Origin of the sequence: Acinetobacter sp. YH12068_T (assembly GCF_024606005.1) — a bacterium.
GTDB classification, from domain to species: domain Bacteria; phylum Pseudomonadota; class Gammaproteobacteria; order Pseudomonadales; family Moraxellaceae; genus Acinetobacter; species Acinetobacter amyesii.
The window spans coordinates 2,586,119-2,610,103 of record NZ_CP094555.1 but is presented as its reverse complement, the minus strand read 5'-3'; the positions used below and the strand labels follow the sequence as shown (position 1 = coordinate 2,610,103).

Sequence of the window (23,985 nt, the reverse complement as noted above, 5' to 3'; positions counted from 1 at the left end):
AAGCCTCCATTCGGAGGCTTTTTTATTGATCGAAATACTTTTAATGAGTGATTATTCATTTTTAAGCTGGCAATTGACCATCCATTTAATACCGAACTGATCGGTAAATGCGCCATACAGCGCGTCCCAGAAGGTCTTTTCGAGAGGCATTTCTATAGAGCCTCCTTTGGACAATGCATCAAACAATCGTTTGGCTTCAGCTTGTTCACTACTGTCTAAATTAATCGAAATATAGTGATTGCTGCCTAAGGTAAAGGGTTGATTGGATTGCGCACAGAATTGTTCGTTGACATCTGAGGCCATCAGCACGGTAAATTCATTGATCGGTAGGGAAATATGCATAATCTTTTGCTGATCTGCATCGGATAGTGAAATGCCTTCCTCAGCAGGCATATCACCATAACGCATCACATTGAGGAACTCTCCACCAAATACAGAACGATAAAAATTAAAGGCTGCCTCGGTATTGCCTTGAAAATTCAAGTAGTGATTGAGCTGCATGGTGGTCATCCATTTTTATTATGTCGACATTTATTTTAAGAGCCTTGGCTGAGCTGTATGTGAACAATTTATGTCTAAAATGTAAGCATAAAAAATCCCTCTTACAGAGGGATTTTCAGTCTCCCTCCTTTATTAAAGGAGGGGTTAGGGGAGGATTAAAGAATATTCCCTCTAAATCGGCCTTTGTGAAGGGAGTCAGCAGAGGATTAAAGCAATTCAATCGCCACAGCAGTCGCTTCACCACCGCCAATACACAGCGCTGCAATACCACGTTTACCGCCTGTACGTTTTAATGCATGGATCAGCGTTAAGATAATGCGTGAACCTGTAGAACCAACAGGATGTCCAAGCGCACAAGCACCCCCGTTGATATTTACTTTTTCAGCATCTAATTTAAATTCATCAATAGGGCACATCGTGACCATGGCAAAAGCTTCATTAATTTCCCATAAATCGACATCAGCAACATTCCAACCCGATTTATCTAGAACTTTTTGAATTGCGCCTACAGGTGCAATGGTAAATTCTGAAGGATGCTGTGAATTTGATGCATAAGCCACAATTTTTGCGAGCGGATTTAAACCTTTTGCTGAAGCTTGATCTGCTGATGTTAAAACTAAAGCAGATGCGCCATCAGAAATAGAACTGGCATTGGCAGCGGTAATCGTTCCATCTTTAGCAAAAGCAGGGCGCAGCGTTGGAATTTTTTCGATATTAGCGTTAAAAGGCTGTTCGTCTTTATCGATAATCACATCGCCTTTACGACTCGAAACAGTGACAGGCACGATTTCGTCAGCAAAATAACCCTCAGTAATTGCAGTTTGCGCACGTTTAAGCGAGCGAATGGCGAAGTCATCCATTTGTTCACGTGTATAGCCTTTTGTGTTTGCCATATCCTGCGCAAAAGAACCCATGAGTCGGCCCGTTTCTGCATCTTCTAAACCATCTAAGAACATATGATCTTTAACGTCACCGTGGCCCATACGGTAGCCAGCTCGTGCTTTGGTTAAAACATAAGGGGCATTGGTCATTGACTCCATACCACCTGCAACCACGACTTGAGCCGAACCTGCCTTAATCATATCTGCCGCTTGCATCACGGCCTTCATACCTGAACCACACAGCTTGTTGATGGTTACGGCACCAGTTGAATCTGGAAGACCGGCTTTACGCATCGCTTGACGGGCAGGACCTTGTTTCAGACCAGCCGGAAGCACACAGCCCATAATGACTTCTTCAACATCTGTCGGTTGTATACCCGCGCGTTCGATGGCTGCTTTAATCGTAACTGCGCCTAATTCTGGTGCAGTGACAGCGGCTAAACTCCCTTGAAAACCACCCATTGCTGTACGGGCACCATTCACGATGACGATATCAGTCATTACATGTCTCCATTTTCTTATACATTAATTTTTGAATACGTCAGCAGTATAAGTAAAATTGAACAGGAATAAAGCAAATTTAAAAGGCTGCTTTGGACTCACCGGTTCTCAAATTAGCAACTGATTGGGTTTTCAAATCGTAAATGTCCCATTCGACTTAAGACTGCTCGGATCGGTTGAAGCGTTGATTTCGAACAGTAGTAGAAACTACCATTTGAACCATTGGGTAAACCGGAGCTGGCTTGAAAGGTGAGACTTGGAATGTGTAGAGTCCCACGCCAAGAGAGATCGCCATATTTTAAATTGAGTTTGTCTTGTCGTAATATTTTTTCATTTGCATCGACTTGACGGTTTTTATTACTGTCAATAAATATGATCAGTCCACTGTTCCAGTTGTTAGGTTGGCAAAGTTTAAAGTCAAGACTAGGACAAATCACAATATTGGAGTGATAAATTGTGGCCTGAGCTCGTGCGAATGCATTGTGATTTTGAATAGTCGATTTGATGTTATTCGCTTCTCGCTGCGCCATTAAATTGTTGAAATGTGGTAAAGCTATCGTCACGATAATGACCATAATCGCAATTGAGACCAAAAGTTCAAATAACGTAAAGCCGGTTTCTTTATTGTAAAGCATTGATTTAATCCAAAATTTAATATTATTTTTATATGTCTAATGTTATATGTGTTTTTAATGGCGATATTAATTTTGAGTATAGAATTTTATTACTCAATTTTAGATAAAGCTGTTAAAATGAAAATAGCAAGTGACAATAGGCGATTCACTGCTCAAAATTGAGTAAAAATTTACCGAATTACAACGGAAATTGTAAGTAATTTTGTCAATAATTTACTTGATTAGATTAATCAAGCACTTGGAAAAAGAAAAAAGTGTTTGTATGATTCAGCGTGAATAGCTTAAAAAAAAACTGGGGTATAAGAAAGCCTATCTCAGGATAGCCAATTTTTCGGCTTGAGCTTGAACAACAATTGTTATCTCTGGAGGATAAATCCATGAAAATGAGTCGTATTGCATTAGCAATGCTCGTAGCTGCTCCTTTAGCAGCTGCAAACGCAGGCGTAACTGTTACTCCATTAATGCTTGGTTACACTTTCCAAGATTCTCAACACAACAACAGCCGTGGTAACCTTACTGAAGGTCCAGAGCTACAAGACGACTTGTTTGTTGGTGCAGCACTTGGTGTTGAATTAACTCCATGGTTAGGTTTCGAAGCTGAATATAACCAAGTTAAAGGTGATGTAGACGTTGATCACGGCGAATACAAACAAACCCAAATTAACGGTAACTTCTATGCTACCTCTGATTTGATCACTAAAAACTATGACAGCAAAGTTAAGCCATATGTATTGTTAGGTGCTGGTCACTACAAATACAAATTTGACGAAGCTCGTGCTCGTGGTGTTGCTGGTGTAGATCGTGGTACTACTGAAGAAGGTACTTTAGGTAATGCTGGTCTTGGTGCTTTCTGGCGCTTAAATGATGCTTTATCGCTACGTACTGAAGCTCGTGCTACTTACAACATCGATGAAGATTTCTGGAACTACACAGCTTTAGCTGGTCTTAACGTAGTTCTTGGCGGTCACTTGAAACCTGCTGCTCCTGTAGTTGAAGTTGCTCCTGTAACTCCAGTTGCTCCAGTTGCTCCAGCTCCTCAAGAGTTGACTGAAGATCTTAACATGGAACTTCGTGTGTTCTTTGATACAAACAAATCAAACATCAAAGATCAATACAAACCTGAAATCGCTAAAGTAGCTGAAAAATTAGGCGAATACCCTAATGCTACAGCTAAAATCGAAGGTCACACAGACAACACTGGTCCACGTGCTCTAAACGAACGTTTATCACTAGCTCGTGCTAACTCTGTTAAATCTTCACTTGTTAACGAATACAACGTTGACCCAGCTCGTTTATCTACTCAAGGTTTCGCGTGGGATCAACCGATCGCTGACAACAACACTAAAGAAGGCCGTGCTATGAACCGTCGCGTATTCGCTACGATTTCTGGTAGCCGTACTGTAGTGGCTCAACCTGGTCAAGCTCAATAATTTGAGTTTAACTTCGGTTAGAAAAAAGCGGCTCTTTTGAGCCGCTTTTTTTTAATTTAAAAAAGGGACTTAAATTAGGCTAACAGGCACTAACCAAAATGCCTTATTAACTTTTGAATAATCGTAGGATGTAAATGGATACATCTATTCAAAGGCAATAAAGCATGTAAAAATTCAAATTATTTGTATGTTAATTAATCATTTGTTTGCCTAAGAGCTTTAATTGAACATACACAGATTGTATTTATTTTTTTATAAAATCAATAATAAACAATTATTTACATTTGTCTTATCTACAATTTATAAAAAATGAATATTTATATTTTTCATTAAAAAAATATAATTATCGGGATTCATGATGCAGTTAAGAATTATTCTAAATATAATAATGATTCTTATTCAAATAAATTAAGCGTTCAACAATGATCAATTTTCCAAAAACTCATTTAGTCCGTGCGATTTCAATCGCGATCTTAGGGGTGGGCACATCTGCAGTAGTAAATGCAGCAGAGCGAACCGTGCTTGAAACAATTGAAATTGAGGTACCTGCAGAAAAGCAACTTGCAAATGGTAAGTTGAAAGCGCAGACAGAACTTGGTGCTTTGGGAAATAAAAAAAATGTTGATACGCCATTTAGCGTTGCTGCATATAGTGAAAAGTTAATTGAAGAACAGCAGGCTACGACTGTTGGTGAAGTATTAAAAAATGATGCGAGTATCCGTATTACAACCAACCAAGGTCATTTAAACGAAAACTTTAATATTCGTGGCTTTGACATCAATCACGATGACATTGCACTCAATGGTATGTACGGTATGGCGCCTTATGGACGCGTACCGACTGAATTTCTAGATTCGGTAACGGTTTTAAAAGGCCCGAATGCCTTGGTTGCAGGTATGTCGCCTGCTGGCGGAGTCGGTGGTGTGGTCATCGCTAAAACTAAGCGTGCAGATAAAGAAAAAACTCAAGTTTCAGCTTCAATGGAAGAAGGTGGTTTTTACCAATCAGATTTTGACGTTTCGCGACGTTTTGGTGCTGAAAAAGAATTTGGTCTACGTGTGAATGGTGCTTATGGTCAAGGTGAGCACATTATTGAAGGCATGGAAGATAAACATGCATCAGGTGCAATTGCTGCAGACTATACAACGGATAAGTTAAAACTTAATTTTGATGCCTATGCGGTACGTGATGATCGTAATGGTGGTTCACCTGCGATGGTCGGATTTGGCGTGGCAGATGCGCATAAGCATATTTACAATGGTGTGCTGGATGCACCGAAAGGCGATAGCAACTATTTTAAAAATTTAACAGGTCACACGGATAGCGAATTTGTTGGTCTAAGTGGTGAGTTTCACATGACTCCTGAAGCCAAGATTTCTGCTGGTGTAGGGCATGTAGAAAAAGCTTATCGTGGGCACATTTTTGGTACACGATTGGTTGTGGGGGGTGAAGATGGTCATGCAACCTCACAGTACTATCGTGTAGGAATGGATGAAAAAAATACCACTGCAAACTTAGGGATTGAAAGTAATTTTGAAACGGCGGAAATCAAACACAAAGTTGGTCTGCGTGCAGATTACCTCAGCCGTGAAACCCGTCAGCACAGCAGTCAAGGCTCAACGCCAGTTACATTTGAAACAAATTTATATGACCCAATTCTTGCAGGCGATATGCCTGCGATAAAACCAGTGATGACACCACTTTTGGATAATCAATATGTCAGTTATACCCTGACAGATCAGCTTTCAATGTTAGATGACAAGTTACAACTAATCATTGGTGCACGTTATCAAGATATTGATACCAAGAATTTAAAAAACAAGACTGAATATCAGGAAGATAAAATTTCACCAAGCTTAGGCGTGGTGGTGAAACCATTCGGCGACAACCTTTCAATCTATGCCAACTATGTTGAGGGTCTAGCTGAAGGTTCAACGGTAAACAATCAAAAGGATGCCAATCATAATGTGACCTTTGCGCCATTTCAAACTAAGCAATACGAAGTTGGAGCAAAATACCAAAATGGTTCATGGCTAAATACATTTGCGCTATACCAGATAGAAAAGCCGGGCACGATGGTTGACGACACTTATAGAGACCCAACCAACGGTGATATCACCCAAATCACAACGGATGGCGCTGAAACACGTTCACGTGGTATAGAGTGGGCTTTTTCAGGTGAAATCTATCAAGGGTTGAATCTGATGGGCAGCATGGCTTATATCGATGCTGAATATACCAAAGCAGCGGTGAAAAATGGTGTAACTAATCAAGGCAATACGGTATATGGTATTCCTGACTTTACCGCAACGCTTGGCTTAGATTATGCGGTACCTTATGTAGATGGTTTAAATGTGAATGCGCGTGCAAATTATGTGAGTGAACAATATTTAAATGAAACTAATAGTCTTAAACTACCAGACTATACAATCTTAGATTTAGGTGCGCGTTATAAAACCAATTTGGGTGGTGTAAATACTACATTCTTAGCCAATATTGCTAACGTGACTGATGAGAAATATTGGGAAGGTACATTCAACTCAGGTTATGCCTTAGTGGGTGGTCCACGTACCTATAAAGTCGGCGTGACTTTTGATTTCTAAGTTAGATTAGTTTTTTTAATATAAAAAGCCACATATTCAAGGTGGCTTTTTTGCAAATGAATGATTTACGGAATATATTGCTTAACCACACCGTCATCGAGTAATTGTTGGAAATGTTCAACCACACTTTGTTGAATATTTCGGTACTCAATGCCCAATTCTTTTTTACTTTTTTCAGCATTAAAGTAAATTGGGTAACCCATATTCAGTTCAACAAACTTTCGTGGGAAACCTACAAGAGGGCCAAATGCTTTAAAGGCAAACTTCGGTAAGGTATTGCGCGGAAATGGAAATTTATTACCAAAATGCGAGCGTAATATTTTCCCCATTTCTAATAAACTTAAAGTACCACCGCTAATGATATAACGACCTGATGCTTTAGGGTTTAATGCTGCTTGTACGTGCGCATCGGCGACATCACGGACATCGACAATTCCATTCCACATTGGTGGAACACCCGCCAAAGTCATACCGTTGGCAAACTGCTGTAAAACCTCAACACTGCCAGACTGAGTTGATGCTGTTAATGAAGGGCCCATCACTAAGGCTGGATTTACACAAACCAAATTCCAGCGTTGTTGTGCTTTTTGCATATCCCATGCTTTTCGCTCTGCCATAACTTTTGAATACGGATAAGGCTGATGCGTCTCAGAGCTAGAAGTGTTCCAATGCGATTCATCAAATTCATTATGCTCGGTCTGTAGAATATCAATAGCATCACCATAGGTTGATGCGATGCTTGAAGTCACGACAACACGTTGTACAGATTCTGTTTTATTGACACTGTTGAGTACATTTTCAGTGCCTAAAATAGCCGGCTCAATAATGTCTTTTATTGCGTCTTTATAGTTGGTCACAACAAAAGGGGATGCCATATGGATCACAATGTCACAACCTTGCATGGCTGAATCAAATGCACCCTCATCCAATAAATTGGCTTGAAACAGTTTTAAAGCGCCAGTTGTTTTAGCTGCAATTTTTTCGAGATGTGCAAATCCTGATGTTTTATTCAGATCTCGAACTGTGGCATGCACTGTATGACCTAATTCAAGTAAGTTTTTAATGACCCAACTGGCAATATAGCCTGTCGCGCCTGTGACGAGTATCTGTCTTGTTGTCTTGCTATTCATATTCTTCAACTTTAATTGACGCATTTTTTTATCATATTGAGAATATTTAGTTTTGTCTTTGATTGATTTGAAAAAATATATGTTGATGATTGGGTTTAATGCGCACTAAATTCAGCAGAGAATGCATGTGAATGCTGTAAAAGTACTTTTTTATGATCTTAAAAAGTGTGAATATGGGATGAATGTTGGATAGATGCATATTATTATGATTATGGACGCAAAATCTCACAAATAAATGGACAAAGAGTCATATCTAACTTGTGAGCTTTAATTTAAAGCCTAGATAAGAGTTATAGGCTTCTTCTGTTATTCACCAATTAAAATGTCTATGCGATAAACCATTTAAAATGTCCTGTTTTTAACTGCAAGAGTCAAGAACAGGATTTAAATTTCTTTGTTCAATAACAGCTTTCTGAGCTTTACGACTCGGCATACTTTTCTTGAGGCGGGAACGTTTATTTTGTTTTTCCAACTCTTCATGCTGTTGCTGGATATGCGCCAGAACTGAGCCTAATCTTTTATTCTCAACAATCTCATTTTGCTGTAGCCCAGCCAATTTATTGAAGATGCTGTAATTGAGCTTTCGGCCTTCGTGCATGATGGCTACAGTGCCATCCGGGTACTCCAGAAATGAAATGTATTGCCCAACAAGTTTGTGATTCAGTGCTGTTGGCTCAAGCATATAAATACACTTGTCATAAGTGATGGTCAGGTTCTTCGTGACCTTACGCGGTTCCTGCCAAGTAAAAATATCCTCCAGCTCAGCATCAGATTCGGTTAATGGTCGATGTAAATTCTTTGAGTTTCGCGCACATTTGGCGAACTTCTGATTGAACTGCTCAATAAAGCAGGGCAGCCAGGCATTTGCTTCGGCAATCGAACTGATACCCTCCAGGCGCATCTCCTTGATCAGACGGTCCTGAAGTGTCCTGTTGGCACGTTCCACACGTCCTTTTGCTTGTGGTGAGTTGGCAAAGATAATATCAATGTTTAACTCATTCAGAATCCGCCCAAATTGCGTGATCTTGCTGTCCTGGCTCGATTTCTGATTCACTCGGAAGACCGAGTGTTTATCGCTATAAAAGGCCAGAGGCTTGCCGTATTGCTCAATGTAGGCTCTAGTCGAAAGCATATAATCGAAGGTCGTTTCCGCCTCACAGAAGCGCAGATGCAACAGCTTTCCAGTGGCATCATCGATATACACCAATAAACAGCACTTAGCAGCGCGTCCTTCGAACCAGTCATGATATGAGCCATCAATCTGGATCAGCTCACCGAAGCAATCCCGGTTATAACGTGGCTGATATGGACGTTTAAGGCGCTTGGATCGCGGAATCCAGAGGTCATTTGCAGTCATCCAGCGCCGAAGCGTTTCTACCGGGATATCTAGGTCAAACATGCTGCTGAGCTTCTCATGGGCCAAGGTGGGTCCAAATCCAAGCAGATGTTCAGAAATAATGGAAAGACATTTTGATTTTAATAAATCATCATGGCGACGATGACCTGGTTGACCACGACTGGCATGTGCCATACCTGAGACACCATCTTGATTGAGCTTTTGTAATAACCGGGTAATTTGACGGGTTGAAAGATTGAGGATTTCAGCACCACGGACCTGGGTAATACGATGATCTCGAACGTCTTGCAGAACTGCAAGTCGTTGAATTTCTTTGTCAGACATAGTGATCAGCATCTATATTTATATCCAGTCCATGGTGATAAAAACCATCATAAACTAGACATTTTTATTGGTGAGAATATAGACACTTTAAATGGGTTCTAACATCTTCATTTCGTATAACAGCCATTATGTTAAATAGTTTATTTCTATTAGCTTCTGTAAAGCTCAATAGTAAATTAAGCTAGTTTCTTAATGTGACAGAACCTTATTATTTGCAGGAATGTATTTGAGATTTTGGTAAGTAGATCAGAAATTATGGAACAAAGAACAAAACGTAAGAGAATTAAAGAAGGTGATGTGATTGCAATTAATTTGGGGAATCTAAGCTATGGCTATGGCATAGTTTTAAAATCTCCATTGGCAGGGTTCTACAATTTACAGACGAAAAATTTAGAATTGAATGTTAATTTCATAACATCACATTCGATTTTGTTTAAAGTACCTGTCATGAATTACGCATTTAAATCCGAGAAATGGCATATTATTGGGAATGTAGAATTAAATGACGATTTAAAACAGAAGGTTTACTTCTTTAAGCAAGATATGTTTGATCATTCAATTTCTATTTATTATGAAGATGGAACTGAAGGTATCGATATTCCAGCAACATATGAAGAAGTAAAAGATTTGGAACGTGCTGCTGTATGGGATCCTGAACATGTAGAAGATCGTTTAAGAGATCATTTTAATGGTGTTCCGAATGAGTGGGTTAAACAATTACGCCCTAAACCCTCTGCATCTTAAAATTAACATAATACACCTTATACGAAATTCTATTTTTTATTTCATATAAATCAATATCTTATATTTATATAAAAAGCCCAATCAACACTGATTGGTTTTTTTTGTTGATTCTTCATGTTTCGCGACTATTATTCAATCAATGTTCCGCGGTTTTGTTTAATGATATAGCAAACAAAAATGTCTAGATAAAATAAGCATAAATATCTTAGTTGTTATTAATTTTGCAGATAGACAAATAAAAGGATTGGGGCGTCATTGATGGTCAAATTCACGTACAATATCGATTAATTTGCAGGTATAGATCCTGCCTTATCAGTTGATTCTGTTCTCCCGTTGAATATTGGCATACACATGGCGCAAGCAAAGAAATCTTTTCCGCAGCAAAAATCGGAATTACATGCACGAAATCTGCATCGCAGTCGTTACGATTTTCCTCAACTCATCAAGAGCTGTCCGGAACTTGCGCCTTTTGTCAGCCCAAATAAATATAATGATTTATCGGTAGATTTTTCTGATCCACACGCTGTGAAAATGCTGAATAAAGCATTGCTCAAGCATTTTTATGGCATTCAATATTGGGATATTCCCAAAGATTTTCTTTGCCCGCCTATTCCGGGGCGAGCGGACTATATTCACTATTTGGCTGACTTGTTAAGTGCCAACAACAAAGGGCAGATTCTAACAGGACACACCGTTCAAGTCTTAGATATTGGGGTGGGTGCGAACTGTATTTATCCGATTATTGGTCATCGCAGCTATGGCTGGAAATTTGTCGGCTCAGACATACATGCTGCATCGGTTAAAAGTGCTCAATTTATTGTGGAGGCAAATCCGAATCTGCGTAAAGGCATTCAGATTCGATTGCAAAAAAAAGTGAGCAATATTTTTAATGGTGTGATTAAACCTTCAGATCGTTTTGATTTGACCATGTGTAATCCACCATTTCATGCCTCGCAAGATGAAGCCAACGCGACAGCAACGCAAAAATTAAGAAAACTGGGCAAGCCAGTTGATCGGAGCAAGGTGGTATTAAACTTTGGCGGTCAAAAGAACGAACTCTGGTGTGATGGCGGCGAAGAGCGATTTGTCTGCCAAATGGTACAAGAGAGCATCCAGTTTGCTGAACAATGTCTTTGGTTTAGTACGCTGGTTTCCAAGAAAACAACATTGCCAGTGCTTTTAAAGGCCTTAGCGAAGAGCGGTGCAGTGGATGTGAAAACCATTAAAATGACGCAGGGACAAAAAGAAAGCCGTTTTGTCGCTTGGACTTTTTTAGATTCAAGGCAGCAGCAAGCGTGGAAGAATGCACGTTGGACTTCAGCTTAAGTCTGTCTTCTTTGGAGATTTTCGCCTTGTCTTTGACAGCAATGCATAGAGCATCAATATAAAGTTTCCCATAGCGATAAGCACAGTGTGTTGAATCAATCTGGAGATATTTTTGCTAAACAAGACGCATTGTTAATTGTTACAAAAAACAGCATACAGCGATTTTTGATTATTACGTGTTCTAAATGCCTTGAATATTCTGCAAGGGCTTCTTTTATATGTGAAAAATGCGCGGAATTGAACTGCAAATGCGTATGTTTATCATTTAAATTTTATATAAATCATAAACTTACAAAAATTATATTTTGCATTCATTTTGAAACTTGTCCATAATATTTGAAAAGGGTATGGAGTGAAGAAAATGCGTGGCAATCCAGAAGTCGTAGACTACTTAAATATGCTGATCGGTGGCGAACTGGCTGCTCGTGATCAATACTTAATTCATTCCCGTATGTATGAAGATTGGGGCTTAAGTAAAATCTTTGAACGTATCGATCATGAAAGCCAAGAAGAAGGCTCACATGCAGATGCATTGATTCGTCGTGTATTGTTCCTTGAAGGTACGCCGAATATGAATCGTGATGATATTGAAGTCGGTACAGACGTCGTGACCTGTTTAAAAGCAGATTTGGCGCTTGAATATCATGTTCGTGAGAAACTAGCACAAGGCGTAAAATTGTGTGAAGAAAAAGGTGACTATGTGACCCGTGACATGCTACGTCAGCAAATGTCGGATACTGAAGAAGATCATACCTACTGGCTTGAAAAGCAAATGCGTTTGATCGAACTGATTGGCTTACCAAACTATATTCAGTCTCAAATGTAAATTGCGAAAGAATCTAAAGACCCAGCACAAGCTGGGTTTTTTATTAAGTCATGAAAACTATTGTTGTAGTTTTTTGATATCTGCCAAAACTTGCGCCGCATGTGTCTGTGTATTCACACTACTGTAGTGATACACAATAATGCCTTTCGGATCAATCAGAAAGGTTTCACGTTTGGCAACTTTCAAAATCCCTAAGTTTCGTACAATACCTAACTGTGTCGCCAGCTTATGCTGTTGGTCGGCAAGAATTGGAAAGGGAAGTCCGAGTGCTTTAGAGAACTTTTGATGTGATGCAACATCATCTAAGCTTGCGCCCAAAACAACCGCATTAGTTTTTAAAAATTGTGGATACAGGGTTTTAAATTGATTGGCTTCTTCTGTACAACCGGGTGAGTTGTCTTTGGGATAAAAGTACAGAACGAGCCATTTCCCTTGATATTGCTTCAGTTCGTGCCATTTTCCATTTTGATCTTGCAATTTAAAGTTGGGTGCCGGTGTGCCTACCCATTGTTTTTGTTTGTTTTGACTGGTGCTGAGTATTGATGTTTCAGCAACTGTGATTTGGGTAGTTGCTATTAAAGCACATGTCATGAAACAGATTTTAAGCAATGAAGAAACTTTCATAGAGCATCAGTTTATATTGTTCTTTATCCGATCTTAGCAAATTTTAAAGCACTGTAGGCAGGCTGATTTTATATTTATCAAAGTCGATTGCGAATGTCTTTTGGCAAATCGGTTGTTGTGCTGAAATGCCACTATCAAACGTGCTTTGAACTTTTATACTATGTGGAATCGTTTAATTTTAGAGTTTGTATTGAATCAACATATTTTACTTATTACTGGCTGGGGCGGCGGTCGTAAATTACTTGCTCCTTTACAGCAGGCATTGATCGCACAAGGTTATCAGGTTGAATTATGGAATATTTTTGATGCCTTAAATTTAGAAGTGCTCGAACAGAAAGTTGAATTTGCGCAGCAATTTGATGTGATTATTGGCTGGTCTCTTGGTGGTCAATTGGCGACGATTTTGGTAGATGAAATTCAAAAAAAATATCAACAACAGAAAGTGCTGATCACATTAGGCTCAAATCCAAGTTTTGTGGCTGATGAACAGTGGCCTGTTGCGATGGATCAAGCAAGTTTTCAAAGCTTCAAACAATCTTTCGAGCAGGATGCGATTTCTACCTTAAAGAAGTTTGGTTATATGGTTTGTCAGGGTACTGATAGCACCAAGCAAGATTTCATCATCTTGCAAAGTTTGATTCAAGCGCAAAATTTAGATGTGCTTCGAGCTGGATTGAATTGTTTGGAGAAGCTCAATAATGTCAGTATCTTGAAAAACTACACAGGTCATCAATACCATATTTTTGCTAAGCAAGATTATTTGGTTAGTTACAAAGTTGAGCGATTATTGCGTAATTTGGCTGTAAAGTTTTTGGAGACAGAATTGGTTTCTGGCTCACATGGCTTTCCATTGTTTCAATCTGAAGTCATAAGTTGCAAAATATGCCAATATTTAAAGAAAATAGAACAAATCTCTGACTAGCTGGGCTTTACGGCAATTTATTTTTTATTGCCGTGGGGGTAACATCTTGCCACATTGATGTTTTAGCCTGATACATGGAGTGAGGGATGGCCAATTTAACCGATCTACAATTTGATCAGCAGCATATTTGGCATCCCTATACATCGATGACTCAGCCCCTTCCAACGTTTAAAGTGAAACGTGCGCAAGGGGTGATGATTGAGCTTGAAGATGGTCGTCAATTGATTGATGGTATGTCTTCATGGTGGTGTGCGATTCATGGTTATAACCATCCTGAGCTAAATCAAGCTGTGACCGATCAACTGCAACAGATGTCTCATATCATGTTTGGTGGATTGACACATGATCCCGCGATTCAACTGGCTAAATTACTGTTAAAAATCACACCGCCCAGTTTAGATAAAATCTTCTTTGCCGATTCAGGTTCGGTTGCTGTCGAAGTAGCCTTGAAAATGGCAGTGCAGTATTGGGCATCTTTACATCAACCGAATAAAACCAATTTTGTCACACCACGTTCTGGCTATCATGGCGACACTTGGAATGCGATGTCTGTGTGTGATCCCGTGACTGGGATGCATCAAATTTTTGGCCCAAGTTTGCCAAATCGAATTTTTGTTCCTGCGCCGCAAGTTGGCTTTAACCAAGCGTGGAATCCTGCGGATATTGCTGAACTAGAAAAGACTCTCTCTGAACAGCATGAAAATATTGCGGGATTGATTCTTGAGCCGATTGTGCAAGGTGCGGGAGGCATGCGTTTCTACCACCCTGAATATTTGCGTCAAGCTAAATTACTCTGTGAGAAATATCAGGTCTTATTGATTTTTGATGAAATTGCCACAGGCTTTGGCCGTACCGGAAAATTATTTGCATGGGAATGGGCTGAAGTTGAGCCGGACATTATGTGTATTGGCAAAGGCTTGACTGGCGGATATATGACTTTGTCAGCAGCTCTGACTACCAAGTATATCGCAGAAACCATTAGTCAAGGTGAGGCAGGTGTATTTATGCATGGGCCAACCTTTATGGCAAATCCTTTGGCTTGCGCTGTGGCTGTAAAAAGTACCGAACTGCTGCTGTCTCGAGATTGGCAAGCGAATATTCGACGTATCGAAACACAATTTAAGTTTCATTTACCAGCACTTTCATCGCTTGAACATGTCAAAGATGTGCGAATACTTGGTGCAATTGGTGTGGTGGAATTGACCTTTAATGTAGATATGAAAACCCTACAACAGGAGTTTGTCCGTCGTGGTATTTGGATTCGTCCATTCGGTAAGCTGGTTTATGTTATGCCCCCATATATTATTTCAGAGCATGAATTAAAAAATTTGTTAGAACACATGGTTGAGGTGGTGAAAAACAAGGTGCAGCCAGCATGAATCTGCTCAACCATTTTTCAGATCAACTTGATCAACTAAAACAGCAAGGCAACTTACGTCAGTTCACTTCAAATCATCAGCATGATCGTTACATTAGTATTCACGATCATACCATGTTGAATTTAGCGTCAAATGACTATTTAGGTTTGGCTTCAAACCTACACCTACGTGAACAATTCTTTGATGAAACCCCGAACGCACAGCGTTGGATGAGTTCATCCTCATCGCGTTTATTGACAGGAAACTTTCCTGAATATGAACAACTTGAATCAACATTAAGTGATGCCTTTCATGGCCGATCTGCACTGTTATTTAACAGCGGCTATCACATGAATATCGGGATTTTACCTGCACTGGCAGACAGTAAAACCTTGATATTGGCGGATAAGTTAATTCATGCCAGTTTGATTGATGGCATCCGATTATCGACTGCGAAATATGTACGTTATCGCCATAATGATTTGGCGCATCTTTCTCAGCTTTTATGCAAATATCATGAAGATGAGGCTTTTGAGCGGATCATTGTGGTGACTGAATCGATTTTCAGTATGGATGGTGATGAAACCGATTTGGCTGAACTGGTACGGATCAAAAAACAATTTTCCAAAGTGATGTTGTATGTCGATGAGGCGCATGCGATCGGTGTGCGCGGTGAGCGTGGTTTAGGCTGTGCTGAGCAATATCGGGTGATGGATGATATTGATCTTTTAGTCGGGACATTTGGTAAAGCACTGGCTTCAATAGGGGGATATCTCATCTGTCATGCGATTATTCGTGACTATTTGATTAACTCGATGCGACCGTTGATTTTTAGTACCGCACAGCCCCCGATCTGTATGGCGTGGACAGATTTTATTTTCAAGAATGTTTTAAATTTAAAAGCAGAGCGTCACCATTTACAGCAAATCAGTCAAAATTTGCAACAAGCTGTGCAAGCCAAAGGTTTTGATTGTCCATCTACATCACATATTGTGCCTGTCATTATTGGCGAGTCGAATAAAACAGTTGCCAAGGCTCAAGCTTTGCAAGCGGCAGGTTTTTATATCATGCCTGTACGTCCACCCACTGTGCCGCAGCATAGTTCGCGCTTACGCATTTCACTCACTGCTCAGATTACACAAACTGATTTGGATCAGTTGACTCAATTGTTGTGAGTGACTTGTGAATAATTTTGAGATTGATAAATCCCAAGTGGCGTTACGCTTTGCTCAGGCAGGGCACAGCTATGCTGAACATGCCGTAGCACAAAAAGAGATTGCTCAACATTTATTTGAGTTGATGCAGCAGTATTGTCCAAAGTTGCAAAATCATCCTGTGGAAACGCTTTTTGAAATTGGATGTGGCTCGGGGAATTTAAGCCATTTAATGCTGGAAAATATGCAAATCAATCGTTTGGTTTTAAATGATCTATATGCAGAAATTCAACAGCATTTTCAGTCAAGTCCGCAGATTCAGTACAGACTTGGAGATATCGAACAACTTGAATTTCCACAGCATATCGACTTGATCGCATCGAGTTCGGCTTTGCAATGGGTAGGGAACTTTGCGGGCATTGTTGAAAAAGCCTTTCAAAGTTTAAATCCAGAGGCATATTTTTGTTTTTCGACCTTTGGACAGCAGAATTTACAGGAAATAAAAGCTTTGACTGGGCAGGGTTTGGACTACCTCGATATCGACATGCTTCAAGCTATATTAAGTCAAAATGGTTTTGAAATTCTGCATCTTTCAGAGCAGACAGCGGCATTATATTTTGATCATCCAAAGCAGGTTTTGCAGCATTTAAAAGCGACAGGTGTGACTGCGACAGCCTCACATTTTCGTTGGACGAAACAATCGCTCTTTGATTTTTATTCAGCATATCAACAGTTTTCTTTGCGTGATGAAACTGGGCAGATGCGTTATACACTGACCTATCATCCGATTTTTTGTATTGCACGGAGAATGCCATGACAGGGCAAGTTTATTTCATTAGTGGGATCGATACAGGCATCGGTAAAACATATACCACGGGCTATTTGGCTAAAATATGGAATGAACAAGGGGCGCGAACGATCACGCAAAAGTTGATCCAAACAGGCAATGTCGATATTTCTGAGGATATAGAACAACATCGTCAAATTATGGGTACGGGGTTGTTGGTCGAAGATGAAACCAAACTCACGATGCCTGAAATATTTAGTTATCCTGCGTCGCCACATCTCGCCACCAAACTCGATGGGCGTGAAATCGATTTTGCTAAAATCGAATACGCGACAAAACGTTTAACTGAAAAATATGACAACGTTTTACTCGAAGGTGCGGGTGGGTTGATGGTGCCATTAACCACGGATCTTTTAACCATCGACTATGTTGTAGAGAAACAATATCCCATTATTTTGGTGACATCAGGTCGTTTGGGCAGCATTAACCATACGATTTTAAGTTTGGAAGCACTAAAAAGTCGTGGCTTAGTGCTTTATGCACTGGCTTATAATTTAAATGATGAATCGCAAGATGCATTGATTTCTAAAGATACTGCTGAATATTTAAAAGCATATTTAGCCAAACACTTTTCAGGGGCGTTATGGATTGATGTTCCTGTATTGGCATAATGGGCTAACTCTTTATATTAACAATGATTGGGCGTATTTATGACGGATCATGCGTTTATAGAACTTGCGATTCAACTTGCGAAAGAAAATATTGAGCAAGGTGGCCGACCATTTGGTGCTGTGATCGTTAAGCATGGCGTTGTGGTGAGTACAGGGGTGAATCAAATATTAATCTCGGGCGATCCGACATCTCATGCCGAGTTAAATGCATTAAGACAAGCCGCACAAAATTTAAATACGACGTCTTTGAAGGACTGTGTCGTTTATGCGAGCGGACAACCATGTCCAATGTGTTTGGCGGCTCTGCGAATGGCTGGAGTTGAAAAAATTGTATATGCTTATTCAAATGCTGATGCAGAAGCCTATGGTTTATCTACAGCAAAGATTGCCGAAAAATTAAGACTTGAACCACATGAACAGCAAGGGTTGAGTTTTAGTCAGTTAAAGCCAAACTGTGATCATGAGCTATATGAATTTTGGAAGCAGAAAAATACTTAATAAATAATAAGAGTTTCTTTCTGAGTCACTAACTGTATAGATTTCTGTGAAGAATTAAAAAAGCCAACTGAGGTGATCAGTTGGCTTTTTTTGTTGGGGAGCAATTATTGATTTGCTGAGACCCCAATTTTTTTGACATTCAAACGTTGTGCTGCTGCCATCACCATAGCGACATCTTTATATTCTGTCATTTTGTCAGGTTGCACTTTGATCGTATCTTGATCTGCTTGTTGTGCAACACCAGCAAAAAGTGTTTCTAAAGCTTGCTTATTGGCAACGGGTTGACCATTCCAAAATAATTTACCCTGCGCATCAATGCGTAAGGTGACCGGCTCAGGCGGCTTTTCATTGGTTGGCGGTGGCGTACCGTTTGGTAAATCAATATTGATCGAGTTATTTGGAATTGGAATTGTGATAATAAACATAATGAGCAAAACCAACATCACATCGATCAATGGCGTCATGTTGACGTCCAACATAACATCATCGTCTTTATCGGAACCGACATTCATTCCCATACCTTGTCCCTCATCCGATTATGGTGCGGCAACAGGAGTCGTGACAAAAGCAATTTTGCCAATTCCTGCTGCTTGTGTTGCACTAATGACTTCATCAATCGCTTCATATTTTGTCACCTGATCGCCACGGATATGAACTTCAGGTTGCGGACGCTTTTTAGCTTCCGCTTGTAGTCGACTGATCAGCGTGTCTTTATCTGCAATGTATTTTTCATTCCAGAAGATATCGCCATTTTTATTGACAGCAATCTGAATATTGATCGGTTTAGTTTCATAAGGTGTGTTTTTTTCCTCAGGTAACTTCACCGGAACTGTATGGATTGCAACAGGTACTGTAATTAAGAAAATAATGAGCAGCACCAACATAATATCAACCAAAGGTGTTGTATTAATGGCTGAAATTACATCATCTTCGTCACCATCTGAATTGACCATCATTCCCATGGCTGATGCCTCTCTTATTTTGTGTCGTTATTATTGTTTTTGATCTCACCGCTTAAAAGTACGGTGTGTAGATCTGAACCAAAGGTACGAACATTATCTAGAACTGCTTTATTACGACGCGTTAACCAGTTATAGCCAAGAACCGCAGGTACTGCTACAGCCAAACCAATTGCCGTCATAATTAGGGCTTCACCGACCGGGCCTGCAACTTTATCAATAGATGCTTGACCTGAAATACCAATTGCCGTTAAAGCATGGTAAATACCCCAAACTGTACCGAACAAACCCACAAATGGTGCAGTCGAACCGACAGTTGCGAGAAAAGCTAATCCACCACTTAAATGGCTTTGAATTTTATCGATAGCACGCTGGATTGAAATAGTCACCCATGTGTTGAAGTCGATACGTTCTAACAGGTTGCCACCATGTTTTTTAGTTGAATTAATGCCTTTTTCTGCAATGAAGCGGTAGGCGCTAGACTCATCAAGCGTTTCAGCAGCGCTATCAATTGAAGCAGCATCCCAAAATTTAGCTTCGGCTTCTTTGCCTTGACGTTTAATTTTAGCTTGTTGAATAAATTTAGTGACCATGATGTACCAAGTTCCAATCGACATCAGGACCAAGATAAAGAGTGTCGATTTAGCAACGATGTCACCTTCACGCCATAGTGCTTCTAAGCCATACGGGTTATAGACTTCTTTGGTTGCTGTAGGCATTGGTGGCGGTGCAGGTGTATTTGTTGTATTCGTAGTTTCTACTTGTGTTGTTGCAGTATTTGCAGATTCTTCAGCAAATGCAGCTTGCAGTGGGAGTAATGTACTTGTTACTAAAACTGTAGCAGATGCAAAAATACGTGCAGATTTCATCATTTTATTCATTCATATTCTCCAAATTTTTGTAGATTTATTAATCAAGTTTAAATTCGTATTCAATATCAAACCAATCTTCAATTGGCTCACCATTTTTGAGTGCAGGCTTAAATGTACATAAGCTGAATGCTTTGCTAGCAGCCTTATCTAGAGATTTAGTACCACTCGATTTTTTGACCTTCACTTGTTTCGCACTTCCGTCAGGCCCAACCAATACAGAGATGCGGACAGTTCCTACTTCTTCTGCCATTGCAGCTTCACGAGGATAATCTGGCTCCTTACATCCCACACTTCCCTCAGATGCACCACGTGTTTCCCCAGCTGGTTTTGGAGCAGGGGCAGGCGCGGGTGCTGCCGCAACGACTGGTGCAGGTGCTGCAACAGGACTAGGAGATGGAGAGGTTGTAGGCGTAGGTGTTGAAACGGCTTTCACTGTTTGTGTTGGTGCAGCTTTTTCAACAACCTTTTGTTCAGGTTGAGGGTCTGGTGTTTTGAGCACTTCCTTAACGAGTTTTGGTAGTTCAGGTGGTTTTTCAATTGGTTTCGGTTTTTCTGGCTCAGGTTTTTTATCTTGAATAATGATTAATTCAACAGGTTCTTCTACAGTTTTCTCACCTTTTTTGGACAGGCCAGTAATTAATCCGTAGAGTACAATGAGATGCAGAAGAATGACTGCCCCAATTCCGATCAGGCGTTTGCCGGAATTATTTTCTAATTCGGAAAAGCTTTTGCCCATTACTACTCCTGAAATGTGAGACAAACAATCAATAGTGAAATTGGCACTTGAGATATAAGTGTTTTTTGCATTTTTTATGTTTGACTAATTAATTAAATAAATAGTGCCAGTACAATTCCAGTTGGAATCGTACTGGCAAATTTAGCTTTTAGAACTTGTAAGTACCACGGACATAGAATGTACGACCAGTAGGATCGCTATAACGAGGGTCATAACCATATTGGAAGTTATCTAATACGTTCGATGCAGCAGGCTCTTCAGCAAATAGGTTTTTGATACCACCCGTGATTTCTAAGTTTTTGAAACCACTGTATGTTCCTGCAACGTTATACAGTGTGTAATCAGGCACACGGTGTTTATCAAATTTTTCTTCGCCGATTTGGTTTTGGTCATCGTAGCCACGGAAGAACTGTTGTTCGAAGATGATTTTCCAGTTTTCATAGCTCCAATTTAGGTTCGCTGTGTGCTTCCAACGTAAAACAGCAGGGTCGTCATACACACCTACTAAGCCTTCCCAATCACCGCCTTTTTCTTCTTGGTAGTCATTTTTGATGACATAGGTACCATTAATGCCAAAGCCAAAACGACCTGTCGCGGTTAATGGTGAAAGATAATCTAAGCTAATGTCGATACCTTGAGTTTTAATACCCCCTGTATTCATTAGAATGGTATTGATGTATTCAATACGACCATCGGCACCACGCACGAATAATGAAGCATATTTCTCAGGATCTTCAAAAATTGAAGTTTCACCCACTTGGCCAACTAATTCTTCAATTTCAATGTTGTAATAATCAACAGCTAAAACTAAGTTTTTAATTGGTTCGTAAACAAAACCTGCGGTAAATGTTTTAGATTCTTCTGGCTGAAGATCTGGGTTACCACCTTGCATACGGTAGAACTGAGTATTACATTCGGTTTGATATTGAGGTGAAGTTGGATTACCGCCTGGACAAAGGACAGGGTCGTTATATTTTGCGCCAGTGTAGGTTTTACTTTGTTGCGCATTAATTTCCCACAGGCTTGGGGCACGGAAACCAGTACTGTAGGTACTTCGGAACATAAGTTGCTTCATTGGTTCCCAACGAATACCGACTTTTGGATTGAAAGTGTCGCCAAAATCGCTGTAGTCGTCATAACGTGCTGCAAGTTGAGCTTCAATTGTTTTGGTAATTGGAATCTGAAGCTCAGCATAAGCGGCAGTAATATCTCGGTCACCTTTACTCAGAGGTTTGTCAGGGTCAATACCACTACCCGGTACAAGGCGAACTAACTCAGAGTTTACTTTTGCTTCCCAATCTTGAGTTGTAAAACTTCCACCAAATGCAAAACCAACATCACCAGCTGGTAAGGTGTAAATCGGGCGGCTCACGGTAAAGTCAAATGTTGTGGAATCAAGTGTTGCTTCGTTTGTTGTACCACTCACATTTAATGAGGTCCAAACGTTAGCATCTGCAGATGGACCAAATGGGTTGATTGTGCCGTCATTTAATCCTTCTTGTAGTTTGTTACGATTTAAGTATCCACTTACAAAGCTATCTGATGCTTCGCCTTTTGCGTAAGTTACGCCACCGTTGATATCCCAACCGTATGCTTCACCTTCAAGTCCGGCAAAAATACGATGAGATTCATTGATAGATTGTGAAACACGGTTGCCCGCTTGAGAGCGTAAGTAAAGTTGTAATGGATCACCACTTAGACCATCTACACCAGGGGTAATACCCTCGCCTGGATAATATTGACTGCTTTTAGGAATCGTGACAGAGCGGCTGTAGACGTCTGGAGCAATAGAAGTCGTCACTTTGCTTTTTGCATAGACATATTCACCAATAGCGTTGAAGTTATCGCTAAGTTTGATGGTTGCACGACCAATTGCAGACAAGTCCTCAGTTTCTGGCTGAATACCAATTAATGCTTGGGTGTTGAGGAAACATAGTCCGCCATCTTCAACTACATTGACTAAGTTATTACAGTTTGCAGCTCCACCGTATGGGTTTGCGAGAACACCTTCAGGATTGCCTTCATCATCTAAAGGGCCGCCGTTTGGATCAAGAAAGTTAGCAGGGAAGCCATTTGCTGAACCAGCATCGATACCTAACTCAGGTAGAAGGCCACCACGACGGCTGACTTTACGATCTTTAGCCATAATTTCTTTGGCTTTACGATAGTCAATTGCGCCATAAACGTTAAAACCTTGTTCATCTAAGTCGCCATAGCCACCAAAAATCGAAACATCGTATTCTTCGCCGCCTTTATCTTCTGGTTTGAGTAAACCACCGCTAATACCTAACCCAGTGTATTGTTTTTTGGTAATAAAGTTAATTACACCTGCGATTGCATCTGCACCATAAATTGCAGAGGCACCATCACGTAAAACCTCAATACGTTCGACCATTGCAAGCGGAATGGTATTTAAGTTGGTTTCAGAGGTACTAAATGGGCTATAAGCCAAACGACGTCCATTAAGTAGGACAAGGGTTTTATCTGATCCTAGGCCACGTAAGTTCGCTGTTGAGCCTGATGTATTACTTGCACCAACGTTTTGCGCTGTACTGTATCCCGCTTGGTTCGCACTAATTTTTATTAAGGCTTCTTCAGTCGTTGTAACCCCTTGTTTAGTTAATTCTTCAACTTTAATCACCGTAATAGGTGAAGAACTTTGAGCAGAAACCCCTTTAATGGATGAACCAGTCACAGTGACTTTGGCTACTTTCGTTGGCTTAACTGTTTCTTCTTCATTTGTTTCTGCTGCATGCGCTAAAGATAAACACAGCATACTTAAACTAAGAGTACTTAATTTAAGTATTGTTTTGCTAAATGGTGTGCCCCCCACAGATTTAGCATTTTTTTTCTCTTTCATAGTAAAAGTATTCCTTTTTGTTGTAGTTAGCGATATTGCTTGATTCTTTTTAAGCAATTCAAGTGCCATATTTATATTTAAATTTTATTTTCAAATATAAAATACTGATAAATATCTACATTATTGATTTTAAATTGGAGAAATTTAAGATGAACGGTAAGTATATTTTTTTTAAAGTTATCCTTTTAATTAGGTTTTATTGGGAATTTAACATTTGATCAAAAAAAATAATAAAAACATGATTGGATGCAAATAAATTCTAAAAAAGTGTGATTTAATTCGTATT

The 23,985-nt window shown here is 39.9% G+C and carries 22 protein-coding genes; 11 read left to right on the top strand and 11 right to left on the bottom strand.

Annotated elements, in window-relative coordinates; translation table 11 throughout:
• Window positions 1–51: 51 nt before the first annotated feature.
• From MST18_RS12440 to MST18_RS12430, 3 genes are all read right to left on the bottom strand, one after another.
• On the bottom strand, window positions 52–501 hold the full coding sequence (locus MST18_RS12440) for a VOC family protein (protein ID WP_180133918.1): 450 nt from the start codon (window positions 499–501) through the stop codon (window positions 52–54).
• Between the two features lie 206 nt (window positions 502–707).
• Entirely contained in the window at window positions 708–1,883 is a 1,176-nt protein-coding gene (locus MST18_RS12435) for a thiolase family protein (protein ID WP_180133919.1), read from the bottom strand.
• Window positions 1,884–1,996: 113 nt separating this feature from the next.
• On the bottom strand, window positions 1,997–2,518 hold the full coding sequence (locus tag MST18_RS12430) for a GspH/FimT family pseudopilin (RefSeq protein ID WP_180133920.1): 522 nt from the start codon (window positions 2,516–2,518) through the stop codon (window positions 1,997–1,999).
• Between the two features lie 377 nt (window positions 2,519–2,895).
• Here MST18_RS12430 and omp38 point away from each other — a divergent pair, with 377 nt between their 5' ends.
• Together omp38 and MST18_RS12420 are read left to right on the top strand one after the other, a co-directional pair.
• A complete protein-coding gene (gene omp38, locus MST18_RS12425; RefSeq protein WP_180133921.1) occupies window positions 2,896–3,948 on the top strand; it encodes an outer membrane protein Omp38 in 1,053 nt (350 codons plus the stop codon).
• A 422-nt stretch (window positions 3,949–4,370) separates the two neighbouring features.
• Window positions 4,371–6,551 (top strand): TonB-dependent siderophore receptor, encoded by a 2,181-nt coding sequence (locus MST18_RS12420; RefSeq protein WP_180133922.1) that lies wholly within the window; start codon window positions 4,371–4,373, stop codon window positions 6,549–6,551.
• 65 nt (window positions 6,552–6,616) lie between these two features.
• Here the strand turns inward: MST18_RS12420 and MST18_RS12415 are convergent, their stop codons facing one another.
• Together MST18_RS12415 and MST18_RS12410 are read right to left on the bottom strand one after the other, a co-directional pair.
• A complete protein-coding gene (locus MST18_RS12415) occupies window positions 6,617–7,705 on the bottom strand; it encodes an aldehyde reductase (RefSeq protein WP_257227553.1) in 1,089 nt (362 codons plus the stop codon).
• A gap of 334 nt (window positions 7,706–8,039) precedes the next feature.
• Complete coding sequence (locus MST18_RS12410) at window positions 8,040–9,374, bottom strand: ISNCY family transposase (protein ID WP_016658832.1); 1,335 nt, start codon at window positions 9,372–9,374, stop codon at window positions 8,040–8,042.
• 243 nt (window positions 9,375–9,617) lie between these two features.
• Here MST18_RS12410 and MST18_RS12405 point away from each other — a divergent pair, with 243 nt between their 5' ends.
• From MST18_RS12405 to bfr, 3 genes are all read left to right on the top strand, one after another.
• A complete protein-coding gene (locus tag MST18_RS12405) occupies window positions 9,618–10,106 on the top strand; it encodes an immunity 26/phosphotriesterase HocA family protein (protein ID WP_078194246.1) in 489 nt (162 codons plus the stop codon).
• Window positions 10,107–10,457: 351 nt separating this feature from the next.
• Window positions 10,458–11,432, top strand: coding sequence for a 23S rRNA (adenine(1618)-N(6))-methyltransferase RlmF (gene rlmF / locus MST18_RS12400; RefSeq protein WP_180133680.1), 975 nt, complete (start codon window positions 10,458–10,460; stop codon window positions 11,430–11,432).
• A 361-nt stretch (window positions 11,433–11,793) separates the two neighbouring features.
• On the top strand, window positions 11,794–12,258 hold the full coding sequence (gene bfr / locus MST18_RS12395) for a bacterioferritin (protein WP_067762676.1): 465 nt from the start codon (window positions 11,794–11,796) through the stop codon (window positions 12,256–12,258).
• A 57-nt stretch (window positions 12,259–12,315) separates the two neighbouring features.
• Here the strand turns inward: bfr and MST18_RS12390 are convergent, their stop codons facing one another.
• A complete protein-coding gene (locus MST18_RS12390; RefSeq protein ID WP_373686677.1) occupies window positions 12,316–12,849 on the bottom strand; it encodes a peroxiredoxin in 534 nt (177 codons plus the stop codon).
• 193 nt (window positions 12,850–13,042) lie between these two features.
• Here MST18_RS12390 and MST18_RS12385 point away from each other — a divergent pair, with 193 nt between their 5' ends.
• From MST18_RS12385 to MST18_RS12360, 6 genes are all read left to right on the top strand, one after another.
• Window positions 13,043–13,804, top strand: coding sequence for a hydrolase (locus MST18_RS12385; protein ID WP_180008174.1), 762 nt, complete (start codon window positions 13,043–13,045; stop codon window positions 13,802–13,804).
• A gap of 86 nt (window positions 13,805–13,890) precedes the next feature.
• On the top strand, window positions 13,891–15,183 hold the full coding sequence (gene bioA / locus MST18_RS12380) for an adenosylmethionine--8-amino-7-oxononanoate transaminase (RefSeq protein WP_180133682.1): 1,293 nt from the start codon (window positions 13,891–13,893) through the stop codon (window positions 15,181–15,183).
• On the top strand, window positions 15,180–16,337 hold the full coding sequence (locus MST18_RS12375; protein ID WP_180133683.1) for an 8-amino-7-oxononanoate synthase: 1,158 nt from the start codon (window positions 15,180–15,182) through the stop codon (window positions 16,335–16,337). The genes bioA and MST18_RS12375 overlap by 4 nt, the downstream gene beginning before the upstream one ends.
• A 7-nt stretch (window positions 16,338–16,344) precedes the next feature.
• On the top strand, window positions 16,345–17,133 hold the full coding sequence (bioC, locus tag MST18_RS12370) for a malonyl-ACP O-methyltransferase BioC (RefSeq protein WP_180077436.1): 789 nt from the start codon (window positions 16,345–16,347) through the stop codon (window positions 17,131–17,133).
• Window positions 17,130–17,774, top strand: coding sequence for a dethiobiotin synthase (gene bioD, locus MST18_RS12365; RefSeq protein WP_180133684.1), 645 nt, complete (start codon window positions 17,130–17,132; stop codon window positions 17,772–17,774). The genes bioC and bioD overlap by 4 nt, the downstream gene beginning before the upstream one ends.
• 39 nt (window positions 17,775–17,813) lie before the next feature.
• Window positions 17,814–18,272, top strand: a complete 459-nt coding sequence (locus MST18_RS12360; protein ID WP_180133685.1) for a nucleoside deaminase — start codon at window positions 17,814–17,816, stop codon at window positions 18,270–18,272.
• A gap of 104 nt (window positions 18,273–18,376) precedes the next feature.
• Here MST18_RS12360 and MST18_RS12355 read toward each other — a convergent pair whose 3' ends face one another.
• From MST18_RS12355 to MST18_RS12335, 5 genes are all read right to left on the bottom strand, one after another.
• Window positions 18,377–18,790 (bottom strand): biopolymer transporter ExbD, encoded by a 414-nt coding sequence (locus MST18_RS12355; protein ID WP_078190075.1) that lies wholly within the window; start codon window positions 18,788–18,790, stop codon window positions 18,377–18,379.
• An 18-nt stretch (window positions 18,791–18,808) separates the two neighbouring features.
• Complete coding sequence (locus tag MST18_RS12350) at window positions 18,809–19,234, bottom strand: biopolymer transporter ExbD (RefSeq protein WP_078190074.1); 426 nt, start codon at window positions 19,232–19,234, stop codon at window positions 18,809–18,811.
• Between the two features lie 14 nt (window positions 19,235–19,248).
• Complete coding sequence (locus tag MST18_RS12345) at window positions 19,249–20,112, bottom strand: MotA/TolQ/ExbB proton channel family protein (RefSeq protein WP_078194237.1); 864 nt, start codon at window positions 20,110–20,112, stop codon at window positions 19,249–19,251.
• Window positions 20,113–20,140: 28 nt separating this feature from the next.
• Window positions 20,141–20,839 carry an energy transducer TonB gene (locus MST18_RS12340; RefSeq protein ID WP_180133686.1) on the bottom strand — a complete coding sequence of 233 codons (699 nt, stop codon included), beginning with the start codon at window positions 20,837–20,839 and terminating at the stop codon, window positions 20,141–20,143.
• Window positions 20,840–20,987: 148 nt separating this feature from the next.
• The gene (locus tag MST18_RS12335) at window positions 20,988–23,699 is read right to left on the bottom strand and encodes a TonB-dependent receptor (protein WP_180133687.1); all 2,712 of its coding nucleotides are present in this window, start codon (window positions 23,697–23,699) and stop codon (window positions 20,988–20,990) included.
• Window positions 23,700–23,985 lie beyond the last annotated feature (286 nt).

Coding starts and splice junctions, on each gene's coding strand:
- MST18_RS12440 (WP_180133918.1), bottom strand. CDS start 501: ATGCAGCTCAATCACTACTTGAATTTTCAAGGCAATACCGAGGCAGCC.
- MST18_RS12435 (WP_180133919.1), bottom strand. CDS start 1,883: ATGACTGATATCGTCATCGTGAATGGTGCCCGTACAGCAATGGGTGGT.
- MST18_RS12430 (WP_180133920.1), bottom strand. CDS start 2,518: ATGCTTTACAATAAAGAAACCGGCTTTACGTTATTTGAACTTTTGGTC.
- omp38 (WP_180133921.1), top strand. CDS start 2,896: ATGAAAATGAGTCGTATTGCATTAGCAATGCTCGTAGCTGCTCCTTTA.
- MST18_RS12420 (WP_180133922.1), top strand. CDS start 4,371: ATGATCAATTTTCCAAAAACTCATTTAGTCCGTGCGATTTCAATCGCG.
- MST18_RS12415 (WP_257227553.1), bottom strand. CDS start 7,705: ATGCGTCAATTAAAGTTGAAGAATATGAATAGCAAGACAACAAGACAG.
- MST18_RS12410 (WP_016658832.1), bottom strand. CDS start 9,374: ATGCTGATCACTATGTCTGACAAAGAAATTCAACGACTTGCAGTTCTG.
- MST18_RS12405 (WP_078194246.1), top strand. CDS start 9,618: ATGGAACAAAGAACAAAACGTAAGAGAATTAAAGAAGGTGATGTGATT.
- rlmF (WP_180133680.1), top strand. CDS start 10,458: ATGGCGCAAGCAAAGAAATCTTTTCCGCAGCAAAAATCGGAATTACAT.
- bfr (WP_067762676.1), top strand. CDS start 11,794: ATGCGTGGCAATCCAGAAGTCGTAGACTACTTAAATATGCTGATCGGT.
- MST18_RS12390 (WP_373686677.1), bottom strand. CDS start 12,849: ATGACATGTGCTTTAATAGCAACTACCCAAATCACAGTTGCTGAAACA.
- MST18_RS12385 (WP_180008174.1), top strand. CDS start 13,043: ATGTGGAATCGTTTAATTTTAGAGTTTGTATTGAATCAACATATTTTA.
- bioA (WP_180133682.1), top strand. CDS start 13,891: ATGGCCAATTTAACCGATCTACAATTTGATCAGCAGCATATTTGGCAT.
- MST18_RS12375 (WP_180133683.1), top strand. CDS start 15,180: ATGAATCTGCTCAACCATTTTTCAGATCAACTTGATCAACTAAAACAG.
- bioD (WP_180133684.1), top strand. CDS start 17,130: ATGACAGGGCAAGTTTATTTCATTAGTGGGATCGATACAGGCATCGGT.
- MST18_RS12360 (WP_180133685.1), top strand. CDS start 17,814: ATGACGGATCATGCGTTTATAGAACTTGCGATTCAACTTGCGAAAGAA.
- MST18_RS12355 (WP_078190075.1), bottom strand. CDS start 18,790: ATGGGAATGAATGTCGGTTCCGATAAAGACGATGATGTTATGTTGGAC.
- MST18_RS12350 (WP_078190074.1), bottom strand. CDS start 19,234: ATGGGAATGATGGTCAATTCAGATGGTGACGAAGATGATGTAATTTCA.
- MST18_RS12345 (WP_078194237.1), bottom strand. CDS start 20,112: ATGAATAAAATGATGAAATCTGCACGTATTTTTGCATCTGCTACAGTT.
- MST18_RS12340 (WP_180133686.1), bottom strand. CDS start 20,839: ATGGGCAAAAGCTTTTCCGAATTAGAAAATAATTCCGGCAAACGCCTG.
- MST18_RS12335 (WP_180133687.1), bottom strand. CDS start 23,699: ATGAAAGAGAAAAAAAATGCTAAATCTGTGGGGGGCACACCATTTAGC.